Below are 22,613 nucleotides of genomic sequence, written 5' to 3'. Positions count from 1 at the left end.
GAGCCGGGATCAGCGCCCGCGCAAAAGCCGCTCCCGTGCGGTCTGCCATTCGCGGAACGTCATGTCCCGGGCCATGCGGGGCTTGGGCGGTTCTGGCGCCGGAGGCGGCGTGGGGTGACTGGTGTTGGGCTTGGTGAACAACCAGGGCTTGTCCAGCTTGAGCTTGGCCAAAGCCGCTGGGGCGGCAATGAGGTCGCCGGACGCGTCCAGGACGAGACCGCTGGTGTCCAGCAGTTTCAGACAATCCACATCGATGATGCCGGCGCGGATGGCGTGGCTTTTCAGCTCAGCCTGGATCAACCGATGGTTGGCCTCGGCCAACTGGGCGCGCAGAGTCTCAACGGGATCGACGGGGTTGGCAGGCTCTACTGGTTCGTCGGTCATTCTTTGTCCCGATTGGGGTGCTTGGGGTCGCTTGGCGGGGTCGATTCCGCTATCCGGTTCAGCTCGGCCGGGATGTCCTCGACGTCGTAGGCATCGGCGAGCGACTTGACCGCGGTCTGCTTGCTCATCAGCCCCGCGGCGGTAAGGGTGGCGAGGGTTTGCGCGTCGTTTTGCCGGTCGACCGAGGAGGACGGGTACCAGTGCGGCCAGATGAGGCTGAGTGGGGCGTGCTCGTCGAGCTTGGCTAGGGCGGCGTCGCCGAGGCGGAGTTGGTATTTGGCGCCGGCGCGAAGAACCATGCGCGCCAGGGTGAGGATGGCACCCTCGCCGTAGGAGATGCGCAAGTTGTCGGCGAGCCAGAGTAGGCCCTGGTTCATAAGCTCCAGAGCGCGGCCGGAGGTGGCGGCGGAGAGGCGGGAGGCGTCGGCACGGTTGCCGTGAACGCTTTCAAGCGCGAATTCCCGCAAGGTGCGGACGTATTCGATCACGGCTGCCGACGCGGTGCCGCCAATTTCCAGCAATTTTGCGTCGCCGTGTTCGGAGACGACCAGCGCGTTGCCGGCGCCGCGAATCATTTCCCCGTCCAGGCCGGCGGGTTCCTTGATAAGCAGGGTTGGGTCGGAGCTGTATTTCAAGCCACGTCCGGCCTGGGAGAGTTGATAGTCGATCTCGATCGAGGTCTCGATGGCGGCGCGAAAGGTGCAGGCGCCGTCCGCCGGGTCATTGGTCCAGGAGGCACCGGGGAGATTGCGCACCCAGGCAAGGGGCACAAAATCGAGGCCATGGGTGATGGAACGGTCCGGATCGCGCTGCGGCGGGCCGATGTCACTGACGGGCTGGGGTAGATACCAAATTTCGGCCTGGTCGTCCCAGCAGCGAGTGAACCAGTAGGTTTCGCCTATGTCGGGAATTGCATAGCCGGCTGCGGCGAAGTTGGCGCCGGGAAGTTTGTAACGCTCGGTGACGGAGGCGAGCGTATCGGGTGCGTCCGGGCGCCAGCAGGGCGTGAGATTGATGGTGTCGAGCACGGAGAAGAAGGGTCGGCCACCCAGGATCCGCATGAGGATGGCAATGCTGCCGATGCTGCCGCGGAGGGCGGCATCGATCATGATCTCGTTGAGGTGGGCAGATTTCAGCAAGGCGGCGAGGGTGTCGCGGGTGGCGTGATCGGGAGAATCGACAGTGGGGAAATGGCCCTCACTGAACAACAGGGCGACGCTATCCTCGGTGACGATACGGGCCATGGCGTAGCGGACGCTTGGGCGGCGCAGGCGGAGGGGGATATAGTCACCGGACTGGGTGCGTTCCTCATGAAAATCATGCGGTAGGACGTCGTAGAGTGTGCCGTTGAGCGCACGGCGGAGGATGTCCAGCCGACGAGCGCGCTCCGGCATGCCGGGGTCGCTGGGGATGAGGTCGCAGATGGTCTGGAACATGCGGGTCCTTCGGGCTCCGGCCTGCGCCGCGCGGGGACTGGTTAGCGGGACAGGAGGGGGAGGTTGGCGCGGCGGGCGGGGGCTGGGGCGTCGGTGAGGAGGGACATGGCGCGGCTGAGAGCGTCAACCTGGTCGTCTTTGGCGCCGTTGGGGAAGTCCTGGAGTTCCTCCAGGAAGGTTCGGTTCCACGGAGCGCGACGGAGGGCCATGTTGCCCGCGTTGACCTGGCTGGCGGCGGGCATGGCGCGGGTTTCCTTCGAGCCGGTTTCGGGGCTGGCGATGACGCGGAAGCCGGCGAGACGCGATGTGAAGTAGCGGATCTGCGATCGGCCGGCCTGGCCAGGGTCCTGCGGGAGGCCGATGGCGACGGCGACCCCGTCGGCAGCCGCGGTGGCGAGGATGGCCTGTTCCACCTCGTGCGGGCCGCCGCGGAAGCGAATGATGTCGAGCACGATGTATGCGCCGGCAGCGTCGCGGGCGAGCTTGAGCCCGACGGTGAAGTCCGGGTCCTTGCCACGGGCCTCGGCGGATGCTGCCAGGTCCCAGGCGCGGACGGCGGTGGTGGTTTGGGCATCCTCCAGGATCATGATCCTGGCGGGGTGGAAGAGGCGGCCAATGCGGGGCCGGGGGTCCTGCTGGAACAGGGCGGCGAAGGTGCGCTCGTCGAGCAGGGTGCGTTTGCGTGCGATGGCGGTGGCGTCCTCCCATTCGGGCCAGAGGGGCGCGCCGGGTTCGCGGCCCAAGGGATCATCCGGTTCGGCGAGAGCGGGCAGGCGGAGGACGCGCCAGGGGTCGGAGCCTTCGAGGATGCGGCCGCCGAGGTCATCGGGGTGCCAGCGGGTCATGACGAGGAGGATGCGGCCGCCGGGTTTGAGGCGGGTGACGAGGTCGGAGCGGAACCAGGCCCAGAGTTGGTCGCGGGCAGATGGGCTGTCGGCCTCGGCCTGGGATTTGACGGGGTCGTCGATGAGGATGAGGTCGGCGCGACGGCCGGTGATTGGGCCGCGTACACCGGTTGCGTAGTATTCGGCGCCAGTGGTGGTGGCGAAGCGGTGGGCGGCGTGGCTAGCGGGGTCGATCGTGTAGCCGAGGCGGGGGGCATGCTGTTCGATAAGGCCACGAACCCCGCGGCCGAAATGCCGGGCCAGGGAGGCGGTATGGCTGGTCGCGATGATAGAGGATTTGGGGTGGCGGGCGAGCCACCAGGGCGGGAAGACTAGGGAGGCGTAAGTTGATTTGGCCGAGCCCGGTGGCAGTAGCAGCATCAGGCGGTCGGTTCGGGCATCGGCGAGCCGTTCAAGCTCGGCGATGATGAGGCGGTGATGGGCGGCCGGAGTTTGGCCGCGGGGGGCGAGGGCGAGAGTGGCCCAGGCGGTGAGGTCTGCGCGGATGCTCTTTCGGAGGGTGCGCTCAGTCTTGAGGTCGGAAGGCGTCCAGGTCGGCATCGGGCATTGCGGCAAGGTCCGTGGGCGGTGTGGCAGCAGGGATGCGGGGGTGGAGGTAGGGGGCGGCGATGCGGGCCAATGCGACGGCGCCGTCGAGGTCGCCCTCGGCATAGCGTCGGCGCATGGTGTCGAGGATGATAGCGAGGGGAGTGAGGTTGCTTGCCAGCGGGATGCTTGGCTGGTCAGCGTAGGGAGATTGATAGGCCTCGCTGGGGCGTTTGGGCAAGGCTTATTTTCCTAGTCAGCGAAATCTCGTTGGTTGGGGTTGAGCGGCTCGCGTCGAGCGAGGCGTTGAGGCGGCGTGATTTGCAGTATAAGGAAATTCCTAAGTCATGATGGGGCGTTTGGGCAAGGGTTTTGTTTTCGGAGCCGTGCTGGTGGTTTGCGGATGCAGTGGCACGGAGCGGTATGTCGGGAGCGTGACGACGGAGCAGGGAGCCTGCGGGCCGGGCTTCGACGCCGGTGGAAAGGCGAATGCGGTGCTGACCGTGCGGGGCAAGGCGGTGCAGTTTGCGCCGACAGACGGGGTGATTTTGTTGACCGGAGACATGACGGATGCAGGGCACGTGGTGGTGCAAAATAGCGCGCCCGGCGCCGACCGAAAACTGTTTCAGCAAGTGTTCGAGGGTGATCGGAAGGGTGATGCGGTTACGGGCCGGTTTGCGACGCCGCGGTGCCGGGCGAACGTCGTGCTCAGCCGGCGGTGAAGGTTAGCGCAGGCGGTCCCACGCCCGGACGAGTGCGGCGTCGCGGTTGAGCGATGTGGCGATGAGGTCGATGCCGGTGGCATGCCAGCGCTGGATGGCCTTGTGGTCGGCGCCGAGCAGGCGGGCAAGGCGGCGCCAACTGAAGAGGTGGCGACCGGTAAGCGGGCTGACCAGACAGCGGCAGCCGACGATGCGGCGTAGGACGAGCCTATCCGGTGGAATGAGGGGGATCCAGGCGAGGGCCTGGTCCATCCTGGTGATGCGGATAGGGGGCGGCGTAGAGGGGCTGGCGCGGGTGGTGTCTGGGGTCGTGAATGCTTCAAGCGCTTCGGCGACGTATTGGTGACGGGTTTGCCGCAGGGCCGTGGTGGGGCCGGTGCGGGGAAGGCAGAGCAGTGTGTGCCCGGCTTCTTCCAGTCTGGCGATAATCGTTTCGGCGTCGATCTGCGGTGACGTGGGGCTGGCGGCGGCAGCCGGGTTGCGGCTGGTGCGGTGCCGGTCGAAACGAGGGGGCGCCACGCGTGGGTCGGTGGCGGGGGGATTTGCGAGACGGAGTTGGGGCATGTTGGGCCTGACGCTAGAGGAAGACGGGATAAGGATAGGGTTCGCCCTCGATGGACGTGCCGTTGGTGATAGCCTGCCAGCAGATGGGATGGCCGGGAGGAAGCGGTTGGCGATCGACCCGTTCGACGGTAGCGCGGGGCGGGGGTTGGATGCGGGTGAGGGGTGGGAGGCCGAGGCGGCGGGCGCGTTCGATAACGGCGTTGCGTCCGACGCGGAGGTCGGCAGCGACGGCGTACCAAGGAAAGCCGCGGGCGCGTAGACTCAGCAGTCGCGTGTCCGAGGACTGCGTCCAGGCGATAGCGATTGGCATTTTGTGGGATCCGAAGTGGATCGTTATGTGTTAGTATATCTAACATTGTTCGTCAATTGTTCTCATCGTCGTTTGTGTGTTTTGGAAGGAGGTTTCGATGGATCGGAGCATCGGGGAGCGCATTGCGGCGTGGCGGCGGGATCGGGGGATGAGCCAGGCGGCGCTGGCGACCGCGACAGGGGTGTCGCGCAGTGCCGTAGCGCAGTGGGAGACCGACCGGGCCGGGCAAGTCAGCGGCAATTTGTCACGGATAGCGCGAGCATTAGATGTCTCGGTCGAGGCGCTGTTGCACGGATCGGACGGGCTGACTGGCGATGAATTGGCGGTGCTACGGCTGTATCGCGCGTGCGCGGCGGACGGGCGAGCGGAGGTTCTGCGGCTGGCGCGGCGGTTGGCGCGTGATGTGGGGGAGCCTGAGGTCGGTCCCGGCGTTTGATGCGGATCAAGTGCGGAGGCGGGTATGAGTGTGACGCAGAACGATGTGACCGGCAGCGCGGTCGTTGCGACGGTGGGGCCGGTGATGGATGGCGCATCGCAGGCGGAACTGGCGGCGGCGATGCGGCGGCTGCGGGATGGCGGCGGCCTGGTGATGCGAATGGCTGATCTCGTGGGCGGCGTGATGGGACGAACCTTCCGGCTGGGCACGCGGACGCTGAATGCGGTGCCGGGAGGGCAGTCGATGGTCTCGAAGGTGGTGGAGTCGGCCTTGGCACGGGCGTTCGACGTCGCGGTGCTGCGGCTGGACCGCGATGGCGAGCAGATGCGCAGCAAGCGGCTGGCCCGGCCGCTGGTGATGCTGTCTGGCGCGGTTGGCGGGTTTCTAGGCTTGGGCGGGTTCGTGCCGGATGCGGCGGTGACGACGCTGGCCATCATGCGCGAGATTGCGCGGATCGCGCAGGAGGAGGGCGAGGATCTAGAAGATCCGGATGCGCGAGAGGCGTGCCTGCAGGTGTTCGCGCTCAATCCTGGGGAGCGTGAGGCGGAGATGGGTTATTTCGGCACTAGGCTGGTGCTGCAAGGCCGGCCGCTGGCGATGCTGATGGCAGAGGTGGCGTCGCGATTTGGGGTGACACTGTCGCAGAAGTTCGCGTTGCAGGCGGTTCCGGTCATGGGCGCAGTTGGCGGGGCGGCGCTCAACGGCGCTTTCCTGTCGCATTACCGGGAGTTGGCGAAGGCACATTTCACAGTGCGACGGTTGGAGCGCGTGTATGGCGAGGATGCCGTCAGGGCCGCGGCGGTAGCCTAGCCAGGAGATCGGCGACCAAGGTGCCAGCCGGGATTGCGAGCATAGCGCCGGGCGCGTTGCCATCCAGGATGGTGACGGCGTTCTTCGGACAGAGGCCGAGGCACTTCGTCTCGATCACGCGAATGGAGCGGCGGCGGCCAGTGGCGCGCAGTTCGGTCTTCAGAGCCCTGGGGAGAGATTGATCGCCCTCGGGGCCGAAGCCGCCATGAAGTTTTTTACTGCATTTCTTGCAGGCTAGGACGATCTGGGTCCAGTCGGTGGGAATCGTCACGATGAGTTTGGACATGAGGTGTTCTGCGGTGGTTGTCCGAGCTTAACCGCCGGGAGCGCCTTGGGTTTGTACGTAGAGGGAATAGAGCGACTGGCTGCCCGCCATGAAGAGGCGATTTCGGTGGCGGCCGCCGAAGCAGAGGTTGGCACAGCGCTCGGGCAGGGCAATTCGGCCGATCGGCGTGCCTGCCGGGTCGAAGATCATGACGCCGTCGAGGGCTGGAGTCATTCCCCAGCCGCACCAGAGGTTGCCGTCGATATCGACGCGGAAGCCGTCTGGCGTGCCATCCACCGCGTCGATGAAAGTGCGGCGGTTGATGAGCTTGCGGCCGTCGGCAGCAACGTCGAAGGCGAGGATGCGGCGGGGGAGGACACCACACTCGACGATATAACAAATGCGCTCGTCGGGGGAGAAGGCCAGGCCGTTGGGACGGGCGATCTCGTCGGTGGCGAGGGTGATTGCGCAGGTATGGCCGTCGATCCGGTAGACGTTGGTGGGCAATTCGGGAGTTGCGCGTTCGCCCTCGTAATAGCCGAGAATACCGAATTCCGGGTCGGTGAACCAAATGGAGTCGTCGGATTTGACGACGACGTCATTGGGAGAGTTCAGGCGGGCGCCGTTGAAGCGGTCGGCCAGGACAATGATGCTACCGTCATATTCGGTGCGGGTGACCCGACGGGCGCCGTGTTCGCAGGTGATAAGGCGGCCCTGCCGATCGCGGGTGTTGCCGTTGGCGTTGTTGGAGGGTTGGCGGAAGACCGAGGTCGTGCCGGTTGCTTCATCCCACCGGAGGATGCGGTTGTTGGGAATGTCGCTCCAGAGCACGGCGCGCATGTCGCCGAACCACACCGGGCCCTCGGCCCAGCGGCAGCCGGTGTAGAGGCGTTCGACGGCGGCAAGGGCGATGCGGTAGGGTGCAAATTTGGGGTCGAGGATTTCGACAGCCGGATCCGGGTAGCGTTCTGAGGGGCGCCATTCTTGGGTCATGGAGTTTGCGTAGCCAATTCGATTGTTTTGGGCAACGCTTGCAGGGGTGGGCCCGGGGCTTCAAAGTGGGCGGTATGGAACAAACCCCGCACAACCCGGTGTCCCGCGACCTCATTCGTGCCGTGCTGGAAACGCGCGATCATCGGCATAACGAGACACATGCGATGTTGTTGTGCATGTACCAGGGACTGCTGGCGGAGCTGGTGGAGCAGGGTGTACTGGCGCCTGCGCCTCTGGCGGAGCGGCTAGAGCGGAGCCGGGGCAAGATTGCACCCGATCCGCATGGGTCCATCGCGCGGGATATTCTGACGCATGTGGTGACCTGGTTGCAGGCGATAGAGCCCGGTTTGCCTCCGGCGCACCCGGAGCGGTGGACTGCGGCCTTGGGGAGCGCGGAGGAGGCGTGACGTTGAGATTTTGGGCGTTCGCGTCGCAGCGAGGTGGCGCGTGATGCTTGCGGCGTTTCGGCCGGGTTAGATGGCCCGGCGTGGGCTAACGGATGTAGATCGGGAACTGTGGGCGGCGTACGCCAAACACGTTGCCGCGCTGCCGGGGCGGGCGGTGCCTGCGCTAACGCCGGCCGTGGCACCGCCCGCGGTGAGGCCGGCGGTGATAACCGTGGCAAGCGTGGCGCCGTCGCGAGTCACGCGGGTTGCAGCGTCGTATATGAGCGTGGGGGAGCAGCCGGCAGGGGTGGATAACAGCACCTGGTCGCGGCTGAAGACGGGCAAGCTGGTGCCAGGGCGGACACTGGACCTGCATGGGCGGACGGCGCAACACGCGTTCCATGCGCTGCAATCGTTCTTGCACCAGGCGCATGCGGACCGGGTGCGCTGCGTGGAAGTGATTACCGGGCGCGGCAGCGGGGAAAATGGCGGGGTGATACGGCGGGAGCTGCCGTTATGGTTAAATCTTCCGCCTTTGCGTCCGCTGGTGCTGGCAGTGACGCATCCGCATGCGGCAAATGTCGGCTCCGTCAGGTTGCTGCTGCGGAAGCCAAAATGACGCCGTTTGGAGAGCACTTGCGGGTGCTTCGGGCGGAGCGTGGCATGACGCTGAAGGATTTTGCCGCGGCGTTGCAGATTTCCAGCGCCTATGTGTCGGCGCTTGAGCATGGGCGACGCGGCATACCCAGCACCGGGCTGGTGCACCAGGTGTGCGAGGTGTTGGGACTGATCTGGGAGGAGGCGGACGAGTTGACGCGCCTGGCCCGGCTGTCGCATCCGCGGGTGGTGGTAAATACCGCCGGATTATCGTCCCAGCAGACGGCGTTGGCCAACCGGTTGGCCCGGGGGATCCGGCATTTGCCGCCTGAGACGGTGGCGGCGGTCCACGGATTGCTGGATGAGGCGCCGCCGGGTCGCGGAACCACCGACTAGAAGAGCTTTTTGCCCTGGCCGTACATCACGACGATATCGGTGGGATCGGCGAGGTTGAGCATCGCGCGCGCGCGCTCGTCTAAAGCATCGGGATCAAGGCGGGTGCTGCGCAGGGCGGATACCCGACGCTCCCACACATCGACATCGGTGTTGGTGCGGCTCAAATCGAGTTGGGCGAGGCGGAGCTGGTCTTGCTGATGGGCATAGGCCTGCAGCCCACGGTCGCCCTGCGTGGCGCTCCACCCGAAATAGGCTGCGATCGCCAGCAGAACGACTGATGGAATGGCTGCTTTGGTCCGCCGCTTGATTGCACGTCCTATCGACATCCACCCGGCCTCTTTCCCGTACGAACAACGCAGCCTAACTGCCTGGGCAGCATAGACTCGCGCGTCCGTGAACAGCGGAGGAAATTACAAGAGCGTGCGAAACAAGAGTTGGGTGTTGCACTAACGCCGCAGGATGGATCGGCCGGCGTAACGGGCTGCGGCGCCCAGTTCGGCCTCGATGCGGATGAGCTGGTTATACTTGGCGGTGCGGTCGCTGCGCGAGAGGCTGCCGGTCTTGATCTGCCCGCAATTGGCGGCGACGGCCAGGTCGGCGATCGTGTTGTCCTCGGTCTCGCCGGACCGGTGGCTCATGACTGTTGCCATGCCCGCACGGTGGGCGATTTCCATCGTCTCCAGGGTTTCGGAGAGGGTGCCGATCTGGTTGACCTTCACCAGGACGGCGTTGCCAGTGTGGGCCTTGATGCCGCGGCGTAAACGCTCCGGGTTGGTGACGAAAAGGTCGTCGCCGACCAGTTGGACGCGGGCGCCGAGTTCGGCGGTGAGGTGGGCCCAGCCGTCCCAATCGTCCTCGGCGCAGCCGTCCTCGATGGAGGCGATGGGGAAGCGGCTGACCAGGTCGGCGAGGTAGGCGACCATGGCTGCGGAGTCGAGCGATTTGCCCTCGCCCTCCATCTCGTATTTGCCACCGCGGTAGAATTCTGTTGCGGCGCAGTCCAGGGCGAAGGTGACGTCCTCGCCAGGGCGATAGCCGGCGGTTTCGCAGGCCTTGCTGATGAAGCCCAAGGCTTCCTCGGCGGATTTGAGGTTGGGCGCGAAGCCGCCCTCGTCGCCGACGTTGGTAGCGTGGCCGGCGGAGGAAAGGGCTTTTTTCAGGGCGTGGAAGATTTCCGAACCCATGCGGATGCCTTCGGCCACGTTGGCGGCGGCGATCGGCTGGATCATGAATTCCTGGATGTCGATCGGATTGTCGGCGTGCTGGCCGCCGTTGATGATGTTCATCATCGGCACGGGCAGCGTGCGGGCGTAGACGCCGCCGACATAGCGGTAGAGAGGGAGGCCGTAGTCCTCGGCCGATGCCTTGGCGACGGCCAGGGACACGCCGAGAATGGCGTTGGCGCCGAGGCGCCCCTTGTTGGGGGTGCCGTCGAGGTCGATCATCATCTCGTCGATCTTCACCTGGTCGGTGGCGTCCATGCCGCTGAGCATGTCGAAGATCTCGCCTTCGACGTTGGCTGCAGCCTGGCGGACGCCCTTGCCGCCGTAGCGGGATTTGTCGCCATCGCGAAGTTCCACCGCCTCGTGCGCGCCGGTGGAGGCGCCGGAGGGAACGGCGACCCGGCCCATGGCGCCGCTGTCGAGAACGACGTCTACCTCGAGCGCGGGATTGCCGCGGCTGTCGAGAATCTCGCGGGCGACGATGTCTGCGATGGCGGCCATGACGAAGGGTTCTCCGATGGAGGGTATTGTTGCGGCGCGGATAGGATGGCACGGAGGACAAAGCAAGCGCGAGCATGCCCGGCAGGCCGTGCCATTTGGGTCGCGCGATGGAGGATGCCTTATGTCAGCTACCGATTCCGCCGTTTGCGTCGATCACCACCAGGGCGGGGCTGCGCGTTGGACGCGCCGTGCGTTGGTGAGCCTGGGCGGCCTGATGCTACTGGCGGGTTGCCAGACCTACACCCCGTTTCTCGACGCAAATGGGCGGGCGAACGAGGATATGGCGGCGGTGATCGACACCTACGTCAAGCTGGGCGCCAAGCCGGTCCATCTGTTGACCGTGGACCAGGCGCGCACGCAGCCGACGCTGGGCGACGCCGTGAGGGCCGTGAAGGCGGCCCAAACCGGGCGGCCGTTCACGGCAGATGTGTTCACCCAGGTGCGGGATCTGCAGGTGGACGGCGCGGCAGGGCCGCTGCAGGCGCGGCTGTACGATGCAACGCCGGGTCGCGCGGGTGAGCCGATCATCCTCTATTTCCATGGCGGCGGGTGGGTCACGGGTGATTTGAACACCTATGATGCGTCCGATCGGGCGTTGGCGAGCCAGGCGCATGCGAAGGTGCTGTCGGTCGCCTATCGGCTGGCGCCGGAGAACAAGTTTCCGGCGGCGCATGATGACGCGTTCGCGTCATACCGCTGGTTGCTGGCCAATGCTGCCTCCCTGGGTGCGGATCCGCGGCGGATTGCGGTGGCGGGGGAGTCGGCGGGTGGCAATCTGGCGATCAACGTGTCGATCGCGGCGCGAGACGCGCACATCCGGCCGCCGGTGCATGAATTGCTGATTTACCCGGTAGCGGGGGCGGACACCATGACGCCGTCCTACATCGCGAACCAGGCTGCGGTCCCACTGGGGCGCGAAGATATCCTTTGGTATGTGAAAAACACCGTTAACAGCCCGGCGGATCTGCAGGACCCGCGATTGGACCTGATCGGCAAAGCGGATCTGCATAATCTGCCGCCGACGACGATCGTGTCGGCCGAGATCGATCCGCTGGAATCTGATGGAACGTTCCTGACCTATAAGTTGCAAGCGCAGGGCGTCACGGTGGACCGGATCGAGTACGGCGGCACGACGCACGAGTTCTTTGGCATGGGCGCTGTCGTGGCGCGGGCGGGAGATGCGGAGGCGTTCGCGGCCAAGGCGCTGGATGCCACATTCGACAAGATCGGCAATCCGCCGGCGCCGGTCGTCTCGCGGGGTGCTGCGGTGCGTCGCCGTGCTGCGGCACGGCGGGCAGCTGTGCGGCGGGCGCACAGGCACTGACATCGATTTAGCGTGTAATCCTGGTCGGGGGTTACACGCTGGTGGATCAGGAATGGAGGCGCGTGCGCCGGGCCTCGTAGGCCTTCAGGTGTAGATAGGCGATGCGGAGGGTGGGGGATCCGCCATCGGCACCGCGGTTGAGAAGATCACCAACGACGTGATCGACTTCGATCGGGCCACCACGCTCGATATCGCGCAGCATCGAGGCGGTGAGGGGCGAGCCCGGCGTCGTCATCATGGCGCGTAACCGGTCACGGGCGGCGGGGCGGGGGGCGTATCCGGCGCTCGTGGCGATGGCGGCGCACTCGTCGCCGATGGCGAGCGGGATTTCCGTCGCACCGGCCGCAACAACGTCACCGATCGTGGTGCGCATCAGGCAGGTGGTGCAGGCAATCGTGGTGATGAACACCCATTTTTCCCACATATCCTGAAGAATCGTCTCGCTGAGGCGACCGTTTTGGGGCGCTAGGGCGGCTGCCAGGGCCTCGGCGGTTGGAGAGGCGGGTCCGGTGCGCTCCCCCAGGGATACGGCTTGCATGTCGCCAAATTGGCGAATGGTGCCGCTGTCCTCCAGCGTGGTGGAGATCGCGCATTGGCCGCCGAGCACGGCGGACTCGCCGAAGCGGGCGACTAGGGCGTCGAGATGGGCCATGCCGTTCAGCAGGGGTAGGATCTTGGTGGTGGGCCCGACCGCCGGGGCGAAGGATTCGATGGCGCTGCCCAGATCGAACGCCTTGCAACTGAGGATGATCGAGTCGAACGGGGCAGTGATGGCGCCGGCCTGGACGGTGGGTGGGTTGGGCAGCGACACGTCGCCGCGGGGGCTGCGGATATTGAGGCCATGCTCGGCCAGCAGGGCGGCGCGACGAGGGCGGACGAGGAAGGTTACGTCCTCCCCTGCGGCCAGCAGACGACCGCCGAAGTATCCGCCGATTGCGCCGGCGCCGACGACTAGGATTTTTTGTTTCATGCCATTCCTCGTTTGAACCAGGCGCCGGCGTGGATCGCGCCGGCCAGAAGACCGCCATACAGCACCAGAGCGAGCGCCAAGGCGACGAACATCCACCCCAGGGAGCCGGTGAGGCGCAAGGCGATCCACCCGCCGCCGACTGCGACGATGACCCGGATAAACCCGGCTAGGAGCGGCCAGAGTAGGCGACCAGCACCCTGGGAGGCGAAATAGAGCGCGAGGCCGCCGCCGAAGAAACCGTAGGCTGGGCCGACGCTGCGGAGGTAGGCGGTGCCGGAGGCGAGCATCGCCGGGTCGGTGCCAAAAAGACCGAGCCAAGCGTGCGGGAAACTGGCGGCGAGCAGGCCCACGGCTTCGGTCATGATGAAGGCGAGCCCGGCGCCGATCCAGGCGATGTGCAGGGCGCGCTGGCATTGCCCCGCGCCGATGTTGGTGCCGACGAGGGCGACCAGGGGCGCGCCCAAGCCGAATACCAGGGGGATGAGAAGGTATTCCAACCGTGCGCCGGTACCGTAGCCGGCAACCGCGTCCGTGCCGCCGGAGTGGGCGACGAGGGCGGTCGTGAGCAGGACGGTGACGTTGGTCTGGATGGAGCTGATGGAAGCGATGGCGCCGACAGCCAGGATTTCTTGGAACATGGGCCAGCGCAACTTGCGGAAGCCGAGGCGGACCCCGGCGCGGCCGGTGAGCACGTACCAGCCGAGAATGGCTGCGCTGCCGAGATAGAAGATCGAAAGGGCCCAACCGCCGCCGGCGACGCCAAGCGCCGGAAATGGGCCGATGCCGAAAATGAGGCACGGGGAGAGCGGGACCAGGATGACGACACCGGCGCAAGTGACCAAGGCGGGAAACAGCATGTTGCCGGTGCCGCGGATGACGCTGGCCAAGGCGTTCATGACCCAAAGGATGATGGTCGCGCCGAAAATGACATTGGAATAGGCGAGCGCCGCCTGGAGTGAGGCGCCAGAGCCGCCCAGGGCTCGGTAGAGAGTGGGGCCAAAGATGAGCACGGTGACCGAGAAGATGCCGCCCAGGATGATGTTAATCACGATTGCGTGGAGAACGAGCGCATCGGCGTCCGCATTGCGGCGGGCGCCCAGAGCGCGGGCTATGGCGGAAGAAATACCGCCGCCCATGGCGCCGCCGGAGATCATCTGCATCAACATGACACCGGGGAAGACCAGGGCCATGCCGGCCAAAGCGTCGGTGCCGAGCCGGGCGACCCACCATGTTTCGATGAGTCCGGTGGAGGCCTGGGCCAGCATAACCAGCACGTTGGGCCAGGCGAGACGTAGCAGCGTCGGAAGGATCGGCGCCTGAAGCAGTGTTCGGGTCCGGGGGCTGAGCCCGGACGCGGCGGTAGCGGTTGTCGTGCTCATCGCACCCTCCCTGTATTTAGCCGCGGGCTGTCATGTCAGCCAATTGCGGGTTCTGGGGTGCGGTTTCGTCGGATCTTGAACTCGGGCCCTTCGACGGGAAGACCCGTGGGACGGTCGACGAGAATTGGTTCGGCCGGGCGGCCGGTCTCGGCGTGGACGATTTCGACGTTCGCGCCCTCGGGGGCAAAGTGGCGATTGCCCCAGGTCATCAGGCTCAGCATGACCGGGCGGAAGTCGCGGCCACGTTCGGTCAGGACATACTCGTCACGCGGGGGACGTTCGCAGTAGCGCCGACGCTCCAGCAGGCCGGCGGTGACGAGGGATTTCAGGCGCCGCGTAAGGATGTTTGGGGCGACCCCCAATGCATCGCGGAACTCATCGAATCGGGTTTTCCCGTTAAAGGCTTCGCGGAGGATGAGGATGCTCCACCATTCGCCCACATGCTCCAGGCTGCGTGCGATGGGACAGGACATACTGCTGAAAGACGTTCTCTGCATCGGAAGATACTAGCATTATGCAAGTTGGTCGTCAAAGTCTTGCGGACGGCGCGTGGCGATTGCATTGGCGAGTGTCGGATGGTCCAACATAGGCGAACGCTCATTGGAGTCTCCACGCCCAGTGTCTAGCCCTGCCAAGAGTGCGATCCGAATTAAAGGCCGGTCATTCGTGGCGCTCGTGCTGATGCCCGAGTGGCCGACCGAGGACTGGCTCGCCAGCCTGGACGGGCAAATGAAACGCGCACCGACGTTCTTCGAGGGCCGGCCGGTGATCGTCGATTTTTCCGGACTGGGCGAGCCTAAGACGGATTATCAGGCGCTGATCGCGGAGTTGGAGAAGCGCGATATCCGCATCATCGGAGTAGAGGGCGCGCCGGAGGGCTGGACGGATAGCGACACCTGGGGGCGCCCGCCGATCGCGACGAATGGCCGGGCGGATCGGTTCATCGAGGTGGTCGAGGACGAACCCAAGGAACCGGCGGTCCCAGACGTCAACTCACTGGTGTTGCAGGGACCAATCCGGTCGGGCCAGACTGTGTATTTCGAGCGGGGGGACGTGACCGTCCTGGGCTCCGTCGCATCGGGTGCGGAAGTGATTGCGGGTGGCTCGGTGCATGTCTATGGCACGTTGCGAGGCCGGGTGATTGCTGGATTCGCCGGGCAGGCGGATGCCGGCGTGTTCTGCCGCCGGATGGAGGCGGAGTTGATCGCGATCAACGGCGTCTACAAGGTTGCGGACGACATGCCGGCGACGGTTCGCGGCAAGCCGATCCACGCAAAGCTCGATGGCGACGCGATCGTCATGGTCACGATGTCCTGACGTTTTCTGAATTCGGAGTGGGGGAATAGATATGGCGGAGGTGCTGGTCGTAACATCCGGCAAGGGCGGGGTGGGTAAGACGACATCCACCGCCTCTTTGGGTGTGGCTTTGGCGCAATCCGGGCAGAAGGTGGTCATTGTCGATTTCGACGTGGGTCTGCGCAATCTGGACCTGATCATGGGTGCGGAACGCCGGGTTGTGTTCGACCTGATCAACGTCGTGCAAGGCGATGCCAAGCTGGCGCAGGCGCTGATCCGGGATAAGCGGGTCGACACGCTGTCGCTGCTTGCGGCCTCGCAGACCCGGGACAAGGATGCGCTGAGCGAAGAGGGTGTGGAGCGGGTGATCGGTGAGCTTCGCGAGAAGTTCGACTGGGTTATCTGCGACAGCCCGGCCGGTATCGAAAAGGGTGCGGCGCTGGCGATGAAGTATGCCGATCGCGCCGTAGTGGTGACCAACCCGGAAGTATCGTCGGTTCGCGACTCCGACCGGATCATCGGGTTGCTGGACAGCAAGACGGCGAAGGCTGAGCGGGGGGAGCGGATGGAGAAGCAATTGCTGCTGACCCGTTATGACCCGGTGCGCGCCGAACGCGGCGACATGCTGAAGACCGACGACGTGCTGGAAATCCTTTCGATCCCGTTGCTAGGAATTATCCCGGATAGCGAGGAGGTGCTGAAGGCATCGAACCTTGGCTCGCCCGTGACGTTAAGCAGCCCGACATCCGCCCCGGCGCGCGCCTACTTCGACGCGGCGAAGCGGCTGCGGGGCGAAACGGTGCCGATGACCGTCCACAGCGACAAGAGCGGGCTACTGGGGCGGCTGTTTGGGCGGAGGGTGGCATGAGCCTGTTTGGGTTTCTCACACGCCGTAGCACGGCCCCGGTTGCGCGGGACCGGCTACAGATCCTGCTATCGCACGAGCGCGCATTCGTTGGCGGCAATGACCTGGCGGCAACCTTGCAGGAGGAGATCCTGCGGGTCATCGCGAAGCATATCGCGATCGACCGGGACAAGGTGAAGGTCAATTTGGACCGTGGCGAGTCGTTCTCGACATTGGAAATCGATGTTGAGATGCCGACCGATGAAGAGGTCCGCGCACGCGCCTAGACGTCCAATACGCCCTCTCCTAACGGGGAGAGGGCGTGGACTTTAGCCGCCTTTGGCGTCGCTGCTGAGGGCGATCGGCACCCAGCGCAGGCCATCAGTGTTCTGCACCAGCATCAGAACCGTCTTGCGGCTCATCTTGCGATACTTTTCCACCCGATCCAAGACGTCCTGGCCGGTGGCCACACTTTCCTGCTGCACTTCCACCACAACATCGCCGGGCTTCACACCGCGTTGGGCAGCGGGGCTATTGGCAGTGATATCGGTCACGACAACGCCCTTCTGATCGGCGCCGATGTTGTATTTGGTGCGCAAATCGGTGGTGATCGTAGCCACCTTCATGCCCAAGCCGGTGATCGAGGTCGTGTCGTCCGCGGGCTTCTTCGGGGGCGCTGCTGGGGTGGGGGTGGCACTGGCCTGCTGCACGTCATCCGGCAGTTCGGCGATGGAGGCCTGCAGCGTTAGTTCCTTGTTGTCGCGCCAGACGACGACTGGGACCTGCTTGCCGATCTCCGTCTCAGCCACGACGCGCGGCAGGGTGCGCATTTCCTTCACGTCCATGCCGTTGAACTTCAGTATGACGTCGCCGCCATGGATCTGCGCCTTGGCGGCCGGACCGTCGTCGGTGACGCTTGCCACCATGGCGCCGTGCGGCGGCTTCAGACCCAAGCCGTCGGCGATATCGGGCGTGACCTGCTGGATTTGCACGCCAAGCCAGCCGCGCTTGGCGTGGCCGAAATCCTTGAGTTGCGCCACGACCTGCTTGGCCATGTTAGAAGGGATGGAGAAGCCGATGCCGATGGAGCCGCCGGACGGGGAGTAGATGGCGGTGTTGATGCCGATGACCTGGCCATCCATGTTGAACAGCGGACCGCCCGAGTTGCCGCGGTTGATGGCCGCGTCGGTCTGGATGAAGTCGTCGTAGGGGCCCTGGCGGATGTCGCGGCCGCGCGCGCTGACGATGCCGGCGGTGACCGAGCCGCCCAGGCCGAAGGGGTTGCCGATCGCGATCACCCAATCGCCGACCCGCGCCGTGTCACTGTCGGCGAAGGGGACGGCCGGGAGAGGCGTCGGGCTTTCGACCTTCAGCAGGGCAACGTCGGTGCGGTCGTCGTGGCCGATCAGCTTGGCCTTGAGCGAGGTGCCATCGTGCAGGGTTACGGTAATCTCATCGGCGCCCTCAATCACATGGTTGTTCGTGACGATGTAGCCGGCCGGATCGATGATGAAGCCGGAGCCGAGAGCGACGCCACGGCGCTGGGGAGCATCGCCGCCGCCGCCGCCACCATTGTCGCCGCGATTCTGACCGCCGCCGCCATTCCCGCCGCCACCACCTGGTGCGCCATGACGCTCCATGAAGTCGCGGAAGAACTGCTCGAACGGGGAGCCCTGGGGGAATTGTGGGGCGCCGGGGCCATCCGGCCGGTCAGCCTTGGCCTGGATCGCCTGCTGGGACGAGATGTTCACCACTGCGGGCAGTAGCGTGGCTGACAGATCCGCAAAGCTTTCCGGCGCCCCGCGTGCCTGGGCATGCGGAATGGTGAACGGGGCGACCACCGTGGCGATTGGCAGAGCGATCGGCGTGAGCGCGGTGGCCAGCGCCGCGGCGCGCAAGGTGAGCAAGCGCATGTGGTTCGGACCCCTATAGATCGGCAATGATGATCACGCGGACATTTCCGCGACAAGCCTGTACGTCATGTGAGCTATGCAGATGGGCACGATGTAACCCGCCGCCTAGGGGGTGGGGGTCGCAGGCGCCTCCCGCAGCATCTTGAAGAAATCGTCATCGGTCGAGACAATCATCCGAGATTGGGCGCCCGCAAGGCCGTCGCGATAGGCCTGCAGCGTGCGCCAGATCGTGAAGAACTTCGGATCGCGACCGAAAGCGGCGGCGGAGGTGGCGATGGCCGCGGCCTCACCTTGTCCGCGGAGCTTGTCGGCGGTGGCGCGGGCGTCGGCCAGCAGCACCGTGCGGTCCCGTTCGGCATCGGCACGGATCTTTGCAGACGCCTCGGCACCCTCGGCGCGTGCCTGGCTGGCGGCGCGTTGACGTTCGGACTTCATACGGTTGAGGATGGCCTGGGTGTTGCCCTCTGGCAGATCGGCGCGACGGATGCGCACGTCCTCGATGGCGACGCCGAAGCCGGACATCTCTTTGTTCACCTGATCGCGGATCAACCCCATGATATGGCCGCGATCGGCAGACAGCACCGCCAGCAGCGTTTCGTTGCCGAGCACCCGGCGCAGGGCCGAGGTAACGACGGAGTTGAGGCGGGCGCGAATAGCGTCCTCCTGTGCGCCGACGGCCTGGAAGTATTGCAGCGGATCGGTGATGTGGAAGCGGGTGAAGCTATCCACGATCAGGCGGCGCTGGTCACTGAGGATCACTTCCTCGCCAGGGGTGGAATAGTCCAGCAGGCGGCGGTCGAACGAGATCACGGTCTGAATGAACGGGATCTTCGCGTGCAACCCGGGCTCCGTGATGATGCGAATGGGCTGGCCGAATTGGGTGATCAGGACCTGGTCGGTTTGCCGCACCGTGAACAGGGCAGATGAGGCCGCGGCGACGGCCACCAGCAATACGATCCCGAGGATCACGCCACTACGCATCATTGGTTTGTCCCCGCCGTCGTTGCGGCTGCGGCCGGTGCTGTTGGGGGGCTTGCCTGGGCCGGCTGGGCGTCACCGAGGTTCAACAGTGGGATGGGCGTCTTGATGCCCGCATCCAGCACCGTGGTCGGCGTGCGGGAGATGATGGCCTGCATCGTCTCGATGTACAGGCGGCGCAGGGTCACATCCTTGGCGGCTTGATAGGCGGCATACACGCTCTCGAAACGCTGGGCCTGGCCGCCGGCCTCGGCGATGGCGGCCTGGCGGGCACCCTCGGCCGTTGCGGTGACGGCGGCTGCGTCGCCGCGGGCGCGGGGGACGATGTCGTTGCGGTAGCTTTCGGCCTCGTTGCGCATGCGCTCGGCATCGGTGTTGGCGCGCTGCACGTCGCGGAAGCTTTCGATCACGTCGGCGGGCGGGTCGACCTTCTGCAACTGCACCTGGGTGATTTCGACACCAGTTTTATACTGGTCCAGGATCGCCTGCATGCCAGCGCGTACGTCGGTTTCGATCTGCGCCCGGGCCTCGGTCAGGGCGGGCTGGATCGGGGTGCGGCCGATGACTTCGCGCATCTCGCTTTCGGCGACTTGCTTGACGGTGTCGTCCGGGTGCCGTGCGCTAAACAGGTAATTGCCGGCGTCACGGACCCGCCAGAACACGGCAAAGTCGATGTCGATGATGTTCTCGTCGCCGGTCAGCATCAGGCTTTCCGCGGGCTTGCTCTGCTCGCGGCTGCCGGCGTCGTTCACGAGGCCGCGGGACGTCATCCGCAGCACGGGAGTGTCGACGGCGGGGGAGAAGCCGACCTCAACCCGGTTGATATGGGTGACGGAGGGGGTGAGCGCCGCCTCGACCGGCCAAGGGATGTGGTAGTTGAGGCCGGGGAGCGTGGTGCGGTTGAAGGCGCCGAATCGCAGCACCACGCCCTGTTCGTCGGGCTGGACGCGGTAGAAGCCAGTTGCGAGCCAGATTGCAACGAATAGCAAAACCAGAAGCACCATGCCGCGCCCGCCCGAGAAGGGAAGGCCCGGGAGTGCAGGGCGGCCGCCATTGCCGCCGCCGTTCGGCAGGATGCCGCGGAAGGCTGCGTTGGCACGGGCGATCAGTTGGTCCAGATCGGGCATGTTGTTGCCCGGGCCGCTGCCGCTAGGGCGCTTGCCTCCACCGCCCCAAGGGCCGCGGTCTTTGCTGCCCTCGTTCCGGGGGCGCTTGTTGCCGTCTCCGGGCGAACCCCACGGCCCAGGAGTCGGGTCGTTGCCGCCAGTATTCCAAGGCATTGCTGCCACGCTCCTCATCGGTTGGACGGACGGCGTTGGCATTGCAGCATCCGTGAGCCATATCCCCGGCGTGGCCGGGATCGGATATGGGCTGGCCGCATAATGACGACGCACCAGGGGTTTGCAAGCGCATGGCCGAAACCACGCCGGGCTCGGGACTGGAGGCGGCGCTGCGAGAGGCGCTGCGCGGGATCGCGGAGCCTTCCGGGGGGCGGGATATCGTGACGGCCGGACTGGTCGATAGCCTGACCGTGCGGGATGGCATGGTGCATCTGGCGCTGCTGGCAGACCGGTCGACGGCGCCAGCGATGGAAGGCGTGCGGGCGCGGGCAGAAGCGGTTTTGCGCCGGGTTCGGGGCGTGTTGAACGTGAGCGCCGTGCTGACGGCGCATCGGGCGGAAGCGCCACCGGCTGCGGCTGTGGCCGCCGGGCTACTGCCCGGCGTGAAGCACATCGTGGCCGTTGCCTCCGGCAAGGGAGGCGTCGGGAAATCCACCACGGCGGTCAATTTGGCGGTGGCGTTGGCCCAGGCCGGGCACCGGGTTGGACTGCTGGACGCCGATATCTACGGGCCCAGCCTGCCGCAGATGCTGGGGGTGCATGTCAAACCGACGATTCGCGGGGACAAGATGGTGCCGCTGGAGGCGTGGGGCCTGCGCGCCATGTCGATCGGGCTGCTGGTGGATCCGGAGACGGCGATGGTCTGGCGCGGGCCGATGGTCATGGGTGCGTTGCAGCAGTTGCTGGGGCAGGTGGAGTGGGGGCCGCTCGACGTGATGGTGCTAGACATGCCGCCGGGCACTGGGGATGCGCAACTGACGGTGGCGCAGAAGCTGAAGCTGTCTGGCGCGGTGATCGTGTCGACGCCGCAAGATGTGGCGTTGGCCGACGCCCGGCGCGGGGTGCGAATGTTCGAAAAGACTCACGTGCCGGTGCTGGGGCTGGTGGAGAACATGAGCTTTTTCTGCTGCCCGGCCTGTGGGCATCGGGAGGAATTGTTTGGGCATGGCGGCGCACGACGCGAGGCGGAGCGGCTGGGCGTGGAGTTCCTGGGAGAAATTCCGCTGCTACTGGATATTCGCGAGAGCGCGGATGCCGGGACACCGATCGTGGCGTCTGCGCCCGAAAGTGTCGCGGCGCTGGCGTATCAGGCGTTGGCGTCGCGCGTTTGGGCGAAATTGGGTCTGCCGGTGGGCGCTGGGCCGCGGATCGTCATGGATTGATAGCGCTGGGGACGAAAGCTTGAAGGGCGCGGGTCTGCGGGGATAGGACGCCGTCGACGGCATCCATCGCCCAGGGATTGCCCTGTGGCCACATCGGGCCGCCCGCCCAGGCGGTGCCACCCTGCCACACATTTGCGTGGGCTTGCATGAAGGCGAGCTGATTCGTCATGGCAAGAAGGCTCGGTGCGTCCGGGCCGGCGCCGAATTCGCCGAGGAAGAGGCGTTTGTGGTGCGACTCGGCCCAGGCGGTGACATCCGCCAAACGTTCGGCGCCGATGGTGGGTGAGGCGGGGATGGTGCTGCCGCCGCTCTGGTCGCCGTCGTTATACTGGTGAACTTCGAAGGCGAAGTTGTTGGCGGGATCGACGATCTTGTCGGCGAATTCTGCAGCCACGCCCTGACGCACCCAGGCGGCGCCGTTGGTATGGTAGGTGCCGGGCACCAGGATTTCTTGCCGGGCGCCTGTGCTGCGGATGGCGGTGATCGCGGCGTTGGCGGGGGCGAGCCATTGCGCCGGGGTCTGGTCGTGCGGTTCGTTCATGAGGCCGAAGACGATGTTCCGGTGGTGGCGGTAATGCGCGGCTAGGCGGCGCCACAAATCGGCGAACACGTTGGTTGGTGTTCCGGGCGAGCCGATCAGGTGGCCGTAGCCGTAGCCATAATTATGCGGGTCGAGGATAACGGTGATGCCGCGGCGGGCGGCATAGGCGACCAGGTCGTCCATGTGCGCCAGTTGCGCCGGGTCGAGCGGACGCTTCGGGCTGGGTTGCATTCGCTCCCACGAAAACGGGATGCGGACGATGTTCAGCCCGGCGACAGCGACCGCGTCCAGCTCGGCGTGGGTCGGGTAGGTGTAGTCCTTCCCGTAGACGCCGGCGTGGATGCCGCCGTGCTCCATGTCGGGGATGCCGAACTCTGCCGACGCCAGGTTCATGCCGAGATGCGTCATGCGG

The 22,613-nt window shown here is 65.7% G+C and carries 28 protein-coding genes; 11 read left to right on the top strand and 17 right to left on the bottom strand.

Annotation, left to right across the window (positions count from 1 at the left end; genetic code table 11):
• Positions 1–9: 9 nt before the first annotated feature.
• From GSQ76_RS21080 to GSQ76_RS21065, 4 genes are read right to left on the bottom strand one after another with little or no spacing between them, the layout of a single operon-like run.
• Positions 10–384, bottom strand: a complete 375-nt coding sequence (locus GSQ76_RS21080) for a hypothetical protein (protein ID WP_158746069.1) — start codon at positions 382–384, stop codon at positions 10–12.
• Entirely contained in the window at positions 381–1,820 is a 1,440-nt protein-coding gene (locus GSQ76_RS21075) for a phage portal protein (protein WP_158746068.1), read from the bottom strand. Before GSQ76_RS21075 ends, GSQ76_RS21080 begins: the two co-directional genes overlap by 4 nt.
• 41 nt (positions 1,821–1,861) lie before the next feature.
• Positions 1,862–3,265, bottom strand: coding sequence for a phage terminase large subunit (gene terL / locus GSQ76_RS21070; protein ID WP_158746067.1), 1,404 nt, complete (start codon positions 3,263–3,265; stop codon positions 1,862–1,864).
• Complete coding sequence (locus GSQ76_RS21065) at positions 3,231–3,491, bottom strand: hypothetical protein (protein WP_158746066.1); 261 nt, start codon at positions 3,489–3,491, stop codon at positions 3,231–3,233. The genes terL and GSQ76_RS21065 overlap by 35 nt, the downstream gene beginning before the upstream one ends.
• Before the next feature lie 106 nt (positions 3,492–3,597).
• On the opposite strand from GSQ76_RS21065, the gene GSQ76_RS21060 reads away from it, so the two are divergent.
• Positions 3,598–3,972, top strand: a complete 375-nt coding sequence (locus tag GSQ76_RS21060) for a hypothetical protein (protein WP_158746065.1) — start codon at positions 3,598–3,600, stop codon at positions 3,970–3,972.
• A gap of 3 nt (positions 3,973–3,975) precedes the next feature.
• Here the strand turns inward: GSQ76_RS21060 and GSQ76_RS21055 are convergent, their stop codons facing one another.
• Positions 3,976–4,536: a hypothetical protein gene (locus GSQ76_RS21055; protein WP_158746064.1), complete on the bottom strand. Its 561-nt coding sequence runs from the start codon at positions 4,534–4,536 to the stop codon at positions 3,976–3,978.
• A gap of 13 nt (positions 4,537–4,549) precedes the next feature.
• Entirely contained in the window at positions 4,550–4,846 is a 297-nt protein-coding gene (locus tag GSQ76_RS21050) for a hypothetical protein (protein WP_158746063.1), read from the bottom strand.
• A gap of 97 nt (positions 4,847–4,943) precedes the next feature.
• On the opposite strand from GSQ76_RS21050, the gene GSQ76_RS21045 reads away from it, so the two are divergent.
• Positions 4,944–5,282 carry a helix-turn-helix domain-containing protein gene (locus tag GSQ76_RS21045; protein WP_158746062.1) on the top strand — a complete coding sequence of 113 codons (339 nt, stop codon included), beginning with the start codon at positions 4,944–4,946 and terminating at the stop codon, positions 5,280–5,282.
• Between the two features lie 24 nt (positions 5,283–5,306).
• A complete protein-coding gene (locus GSQ76_RS21040; protein WP_158746061.1) occupies positions 5,307–6,092 on the top strand; it encodes an EcsC family protein in 786 nt (261 codons plus the stop codon).
• Here GSQ76_RS21040 and GSQ76_RS21035 read toward each other — a convergent pair.
• Both GSQ76_RS21035 and GSQ76_RS21030 read right to left on the bottom strand, forming a co-directional pair.
• The gene (locus GSQ76_RS21035) at positions 6,070–6,378 is read right to left on the bottom strand and encodes a hypothetical protein (protein ID WP_216851194.1); all 309 of its coding nucleotides are present in this window, start codon (positions 6,376–6,378) and stop codon (positions 6,070–6,072) included. The two genes, GSQ76_RS21040 and GSQ76_RS21035, sit on opposite strands and share 23 nt — an antisense overlap.
• Positions 6,379–6,405: 27 nt before the next feature.
• The gene (locus GSQ76_RS21030; protein WP_158746060.1) at positions 6,406–7,350 is read right to left on the bottom strand and encodes an SMP-30/gluconolactonase/LRE family protein; all 945 of its coding nucleotides are present in this window, start codon (positions 7,348–7,350) and stop codon (positions 6,406–6,408) included.
• Positions 7,351–7,424: 74 nt separating this feature from the next.
• On the opposite strand from GSQ76_RS21030, the gene GSQ76_RS21025 reads away from it, so the two are divergent.
• The 3 genes from GSQ76_RS21025 to GSQ76_RS21015 all read left to right on the top strand — a co-directional run bounded on the left by GSQ76_RS21025 (position 7,425) and on the right by GSQ76_RS21015 (position 8,729).
• Positions 7,425–7,757, top strand: coding sequence for a hypothetical protein (locus tag GSQ76_RS21025; protein ID WP_158746059.1), 333 nt, complete (start codon positions 7,425–7,427; stop codon positions 7,755–7,757).
• A 259-nt stretch (positions 7,758–8,016) separates the two neighbouring features.
• Positions 8,017–8,355 carry a Smr/MutS family protein gene (locus GSQ76_RS32060; RefSeq protein ID WP_254070543.1) on the top strand — a complete coding sequence of 113 codons (339 nt, stop codon included), beginning with the start codon at positions 8,017–8,019 and terminating at the stop codon, positions 8,353–8,355.
• Positions 8,352–8,729, top strand: coding sequence for a helix-turn-helix domain-containing protein (locus tag GSQ76_RS21015; protein WP_158746057.1), 378 nt, complete (start codon positions 8,352–8,354; stop codon positions 8,727–8,729). Before GSQ76_RS32060 ends, GSQ76_RS21015 begins: the two co-directional genes overlap by 4 nt.
• Here GSQ76_RS21015 and GSQ76_RS21010 read toward each other — a convergent pair.
• Complete coding sequence (locus GSQ76_RS21010; protein WP_158746056.1) at positions 8,726–9,055, bottom strand: septum formation initiator family protein; 330 nt, start codon at positions 9,053–9,055, stop codon at positions 8,726–8,728. The two genes, GSQ76_RS21015 and GSQ76_RS21010, sit on opposite strands and share 4 nt — an antisense overlap.
• 120 nt (positions 9,056–9,175) lie before the next feature.
• The gene (eno, locus tag GSQ76_RS21005) at positions 9,176–10,453 is read right to left on the bottom strand and encodes a phosphopyruvate hydratase (protein WP_158746055.1); all 1,278 of its coding nucleotides are present in this window, start codon (positions 10,451–10,453) and stop codon (positions 9,176–9,178) included.
• Between the two features lie 121 nt (positions 10,454–10,574).
• Here eno and GSQ76_RS21000 point away from each other — a divergent pair, with 121 nt between their 5' ends.
• Positions 10,575–11,777 (top strand): alpha/beta hydrolase, encoded by a 1,203-nt coding sequence (locus GSQ76_RS21000; protein WP_158746054.1) that lies wholly within the window; start codon positions 10,575–10,577, stop codon positions 11,775–11,777.
• 46 nt (positions 11,778–11,823) lie between these two features.
• Here the strand turns inward: GSQ76_RS21000 and GSQ76_RS20995 are convergent, their stop codons facing one another.
• From GSQ76_RS20995 to GSQ76_RS20985, 3 genes are read right to left on the bottom strand one after another with little or no spacing between them, the layout of a single operon-like run.
• Entirely contained in the window at positions 11,824–12,747 is a 924-nt protein-coding gene (locus GSQ76_RS20995; protein WP_158746053.1) for a ketopantoate reductase family protein, read from the bottom strand.
• On the bottom strand, positions 12,744–14,126 hold the full coding sequence (locus GSQ76_RS20990; RefSeq protein WP_158746052.1) for an MATE family efflux transporter: 1,383 nt from the start codon (positions 14,124–14,126) through the stop codon (positions 12,744–12,746). The genes GSQ76_RS20995 and GSQ76_RS20990 overlap by 4 nt, the downstream gene beginning before the upstream one ends.
• A 35-nt stretch (positions 14,127–14,161) precedes the next feature.
• On the bottom strand, positions 14,162–14,566 hold the full coding sequence (locus GSQ76_RS20985) for a helix-turn-helix domain-containing protein (RefSeq protein ID WP_254070542.1): 405 nt from the start codon (positions 14,564–14,566) through the stop codon (positions 14,162–14,164).
• 109 nt (positions 14,567–14,675) lie between these two features.
• Here GSQ76_RS20985 and minC point away from each other — a divergent pair, with 109 nt between their 5' ends.
• The 3 genes from minC to minE are packed head-to-tail and all read left to right on the top strand — an operon-like array spanning position 14,676 to position 16,553.
• Positions 14,676–15,443, top strand: coding sequence for a septum site-determining protein MinC (minC, locus tag GSQ76_RS20980; RefSeq protein ID WP_408836998.1), 768 nt, complete (start codon positions 14,676–14,678; stop codon positions 15,441–15,443).
• Between the two features lie 31 nt (positions 15,444–15,474).
• The gene (minD, locus tag GSQ76_RS20975) at positions 15,475–16,290 is read left to right on the top strand and encodes a septum site-determining protein MinD (RefSeq protein ID WP_158746049.1); all 816 of its coding nucleotides are present in this window, start codon (positions 15,475–15,477) and stop codon (positions 16,288–16,290) included.
• The gene (gene minE / locus GSQ76_RS20970; RefSeq protein ID WP_158746048.1) at positions 16,287–16,553 is read left to right on the top strand and encodes a cell division topological specificity factor MinE; all 267 of its coding nucleotides are present in this window, start codon (positions 16,287–16,289) and stop codon (positions 16,551–16,553) included. The genes minD and minE overlap by 4 nt, the downstream gene beginning before the upstream one ends.
• 42 nt (positions 16,554–16,595) lie before the next feature.
• Here the strand turns inward: minE and GSQ76_RS20965 are convergent, their stop codons facing one another.
• The 3 genes from GSQ76_RS20965 to hflK form a co-directional block, all read right to left on the bottom strand.
• On the bottom strand, positions 16,596–18,179 hold the full coding sequence (locus GSQ76_RS20965) for a DegQ family serine endoprotease (RefSeq protein ID WP_158746047.1): 1,584 nt from the start codon (positions 18,177–18,179) through the stop codon (positions 16,596–16,598).
• Positions 18,180–18,284: 105 nt separating this feature from the next.
• Positions 18,285–19,163, bottom strand: a complete 879-nt coding sequence (gene hflC / locus GSQ76_RS20960) for a protease modulator HflC (RefSeq protein WP_254070540.1) — start codon at positions 19,161–19,163, stop codon at positions 18,285–18,287.
• Positions 19,160–20,437 (bottom strand): FtsH protease activity modulator HflK, encoded by a 1,278-nt coding sequence (gene hflK, locus GSQ76_RS20955; protein WP_158746046.1) that lies wholly within the window; start codon positions 20,435–20,437, stop codon positions 19,160–19,162. The genes hflC and hflK overlap by 4 nt, the downstream gene beginning before the upstream one ends.
• A gap of 131 nt (positions 20,438–20,568) precedes the next feature.
• Between hflK and GSQ76_RS20950 the strand changes: the two genes are divergently transcribed.
• The gene (locus tag GSQ76_RS20950; RefSeq protein ID WP_158746045.1) at positions 20,569–21,660 is read left to right on the top strand and encodes an Mrp/NBP35 family ATP-binding protein; all 1,092 of its coding nucleotides are present in this window, start codon (positions 20,569–20,571) and stop codon (positions 21,658–21,660) included.
• Here the strand turns inward: GSQ76_RS20950 and GSQ76_RS20945 are convergent.
• Complete coding sequence (locus tag GSQ76_RS20945) at positions 21,650–22,609, bottom strand: glycoside hydrolase family 5 protein (RefSeq protein WP_158746044.1); 960 nt, start codon at positions 22,607–22,609, stop codon at positions 21,650–21,652. The two genes, GSQ76_RS20950 and GSQ76_RS20945, sit on opposite strands and share 11 nt — an antisense overlap.
• Positions 22,610–22,613: the final 4 nt, after the last annotated feature.

Source organism: Acidisphaera sp. L21, from assembly GCF_009765685.1.
Lineage (GTDB): Bacteria > Pseudomonadota > Alphaproteobacteria > Acetobacterales > Acetobacteraceae > LMUY01.
The sequence above is the reverse complement of the archived record's forward strand: the minus strand, read 5'-3'. Positions and strand labels throughout refer to the sequence as shown.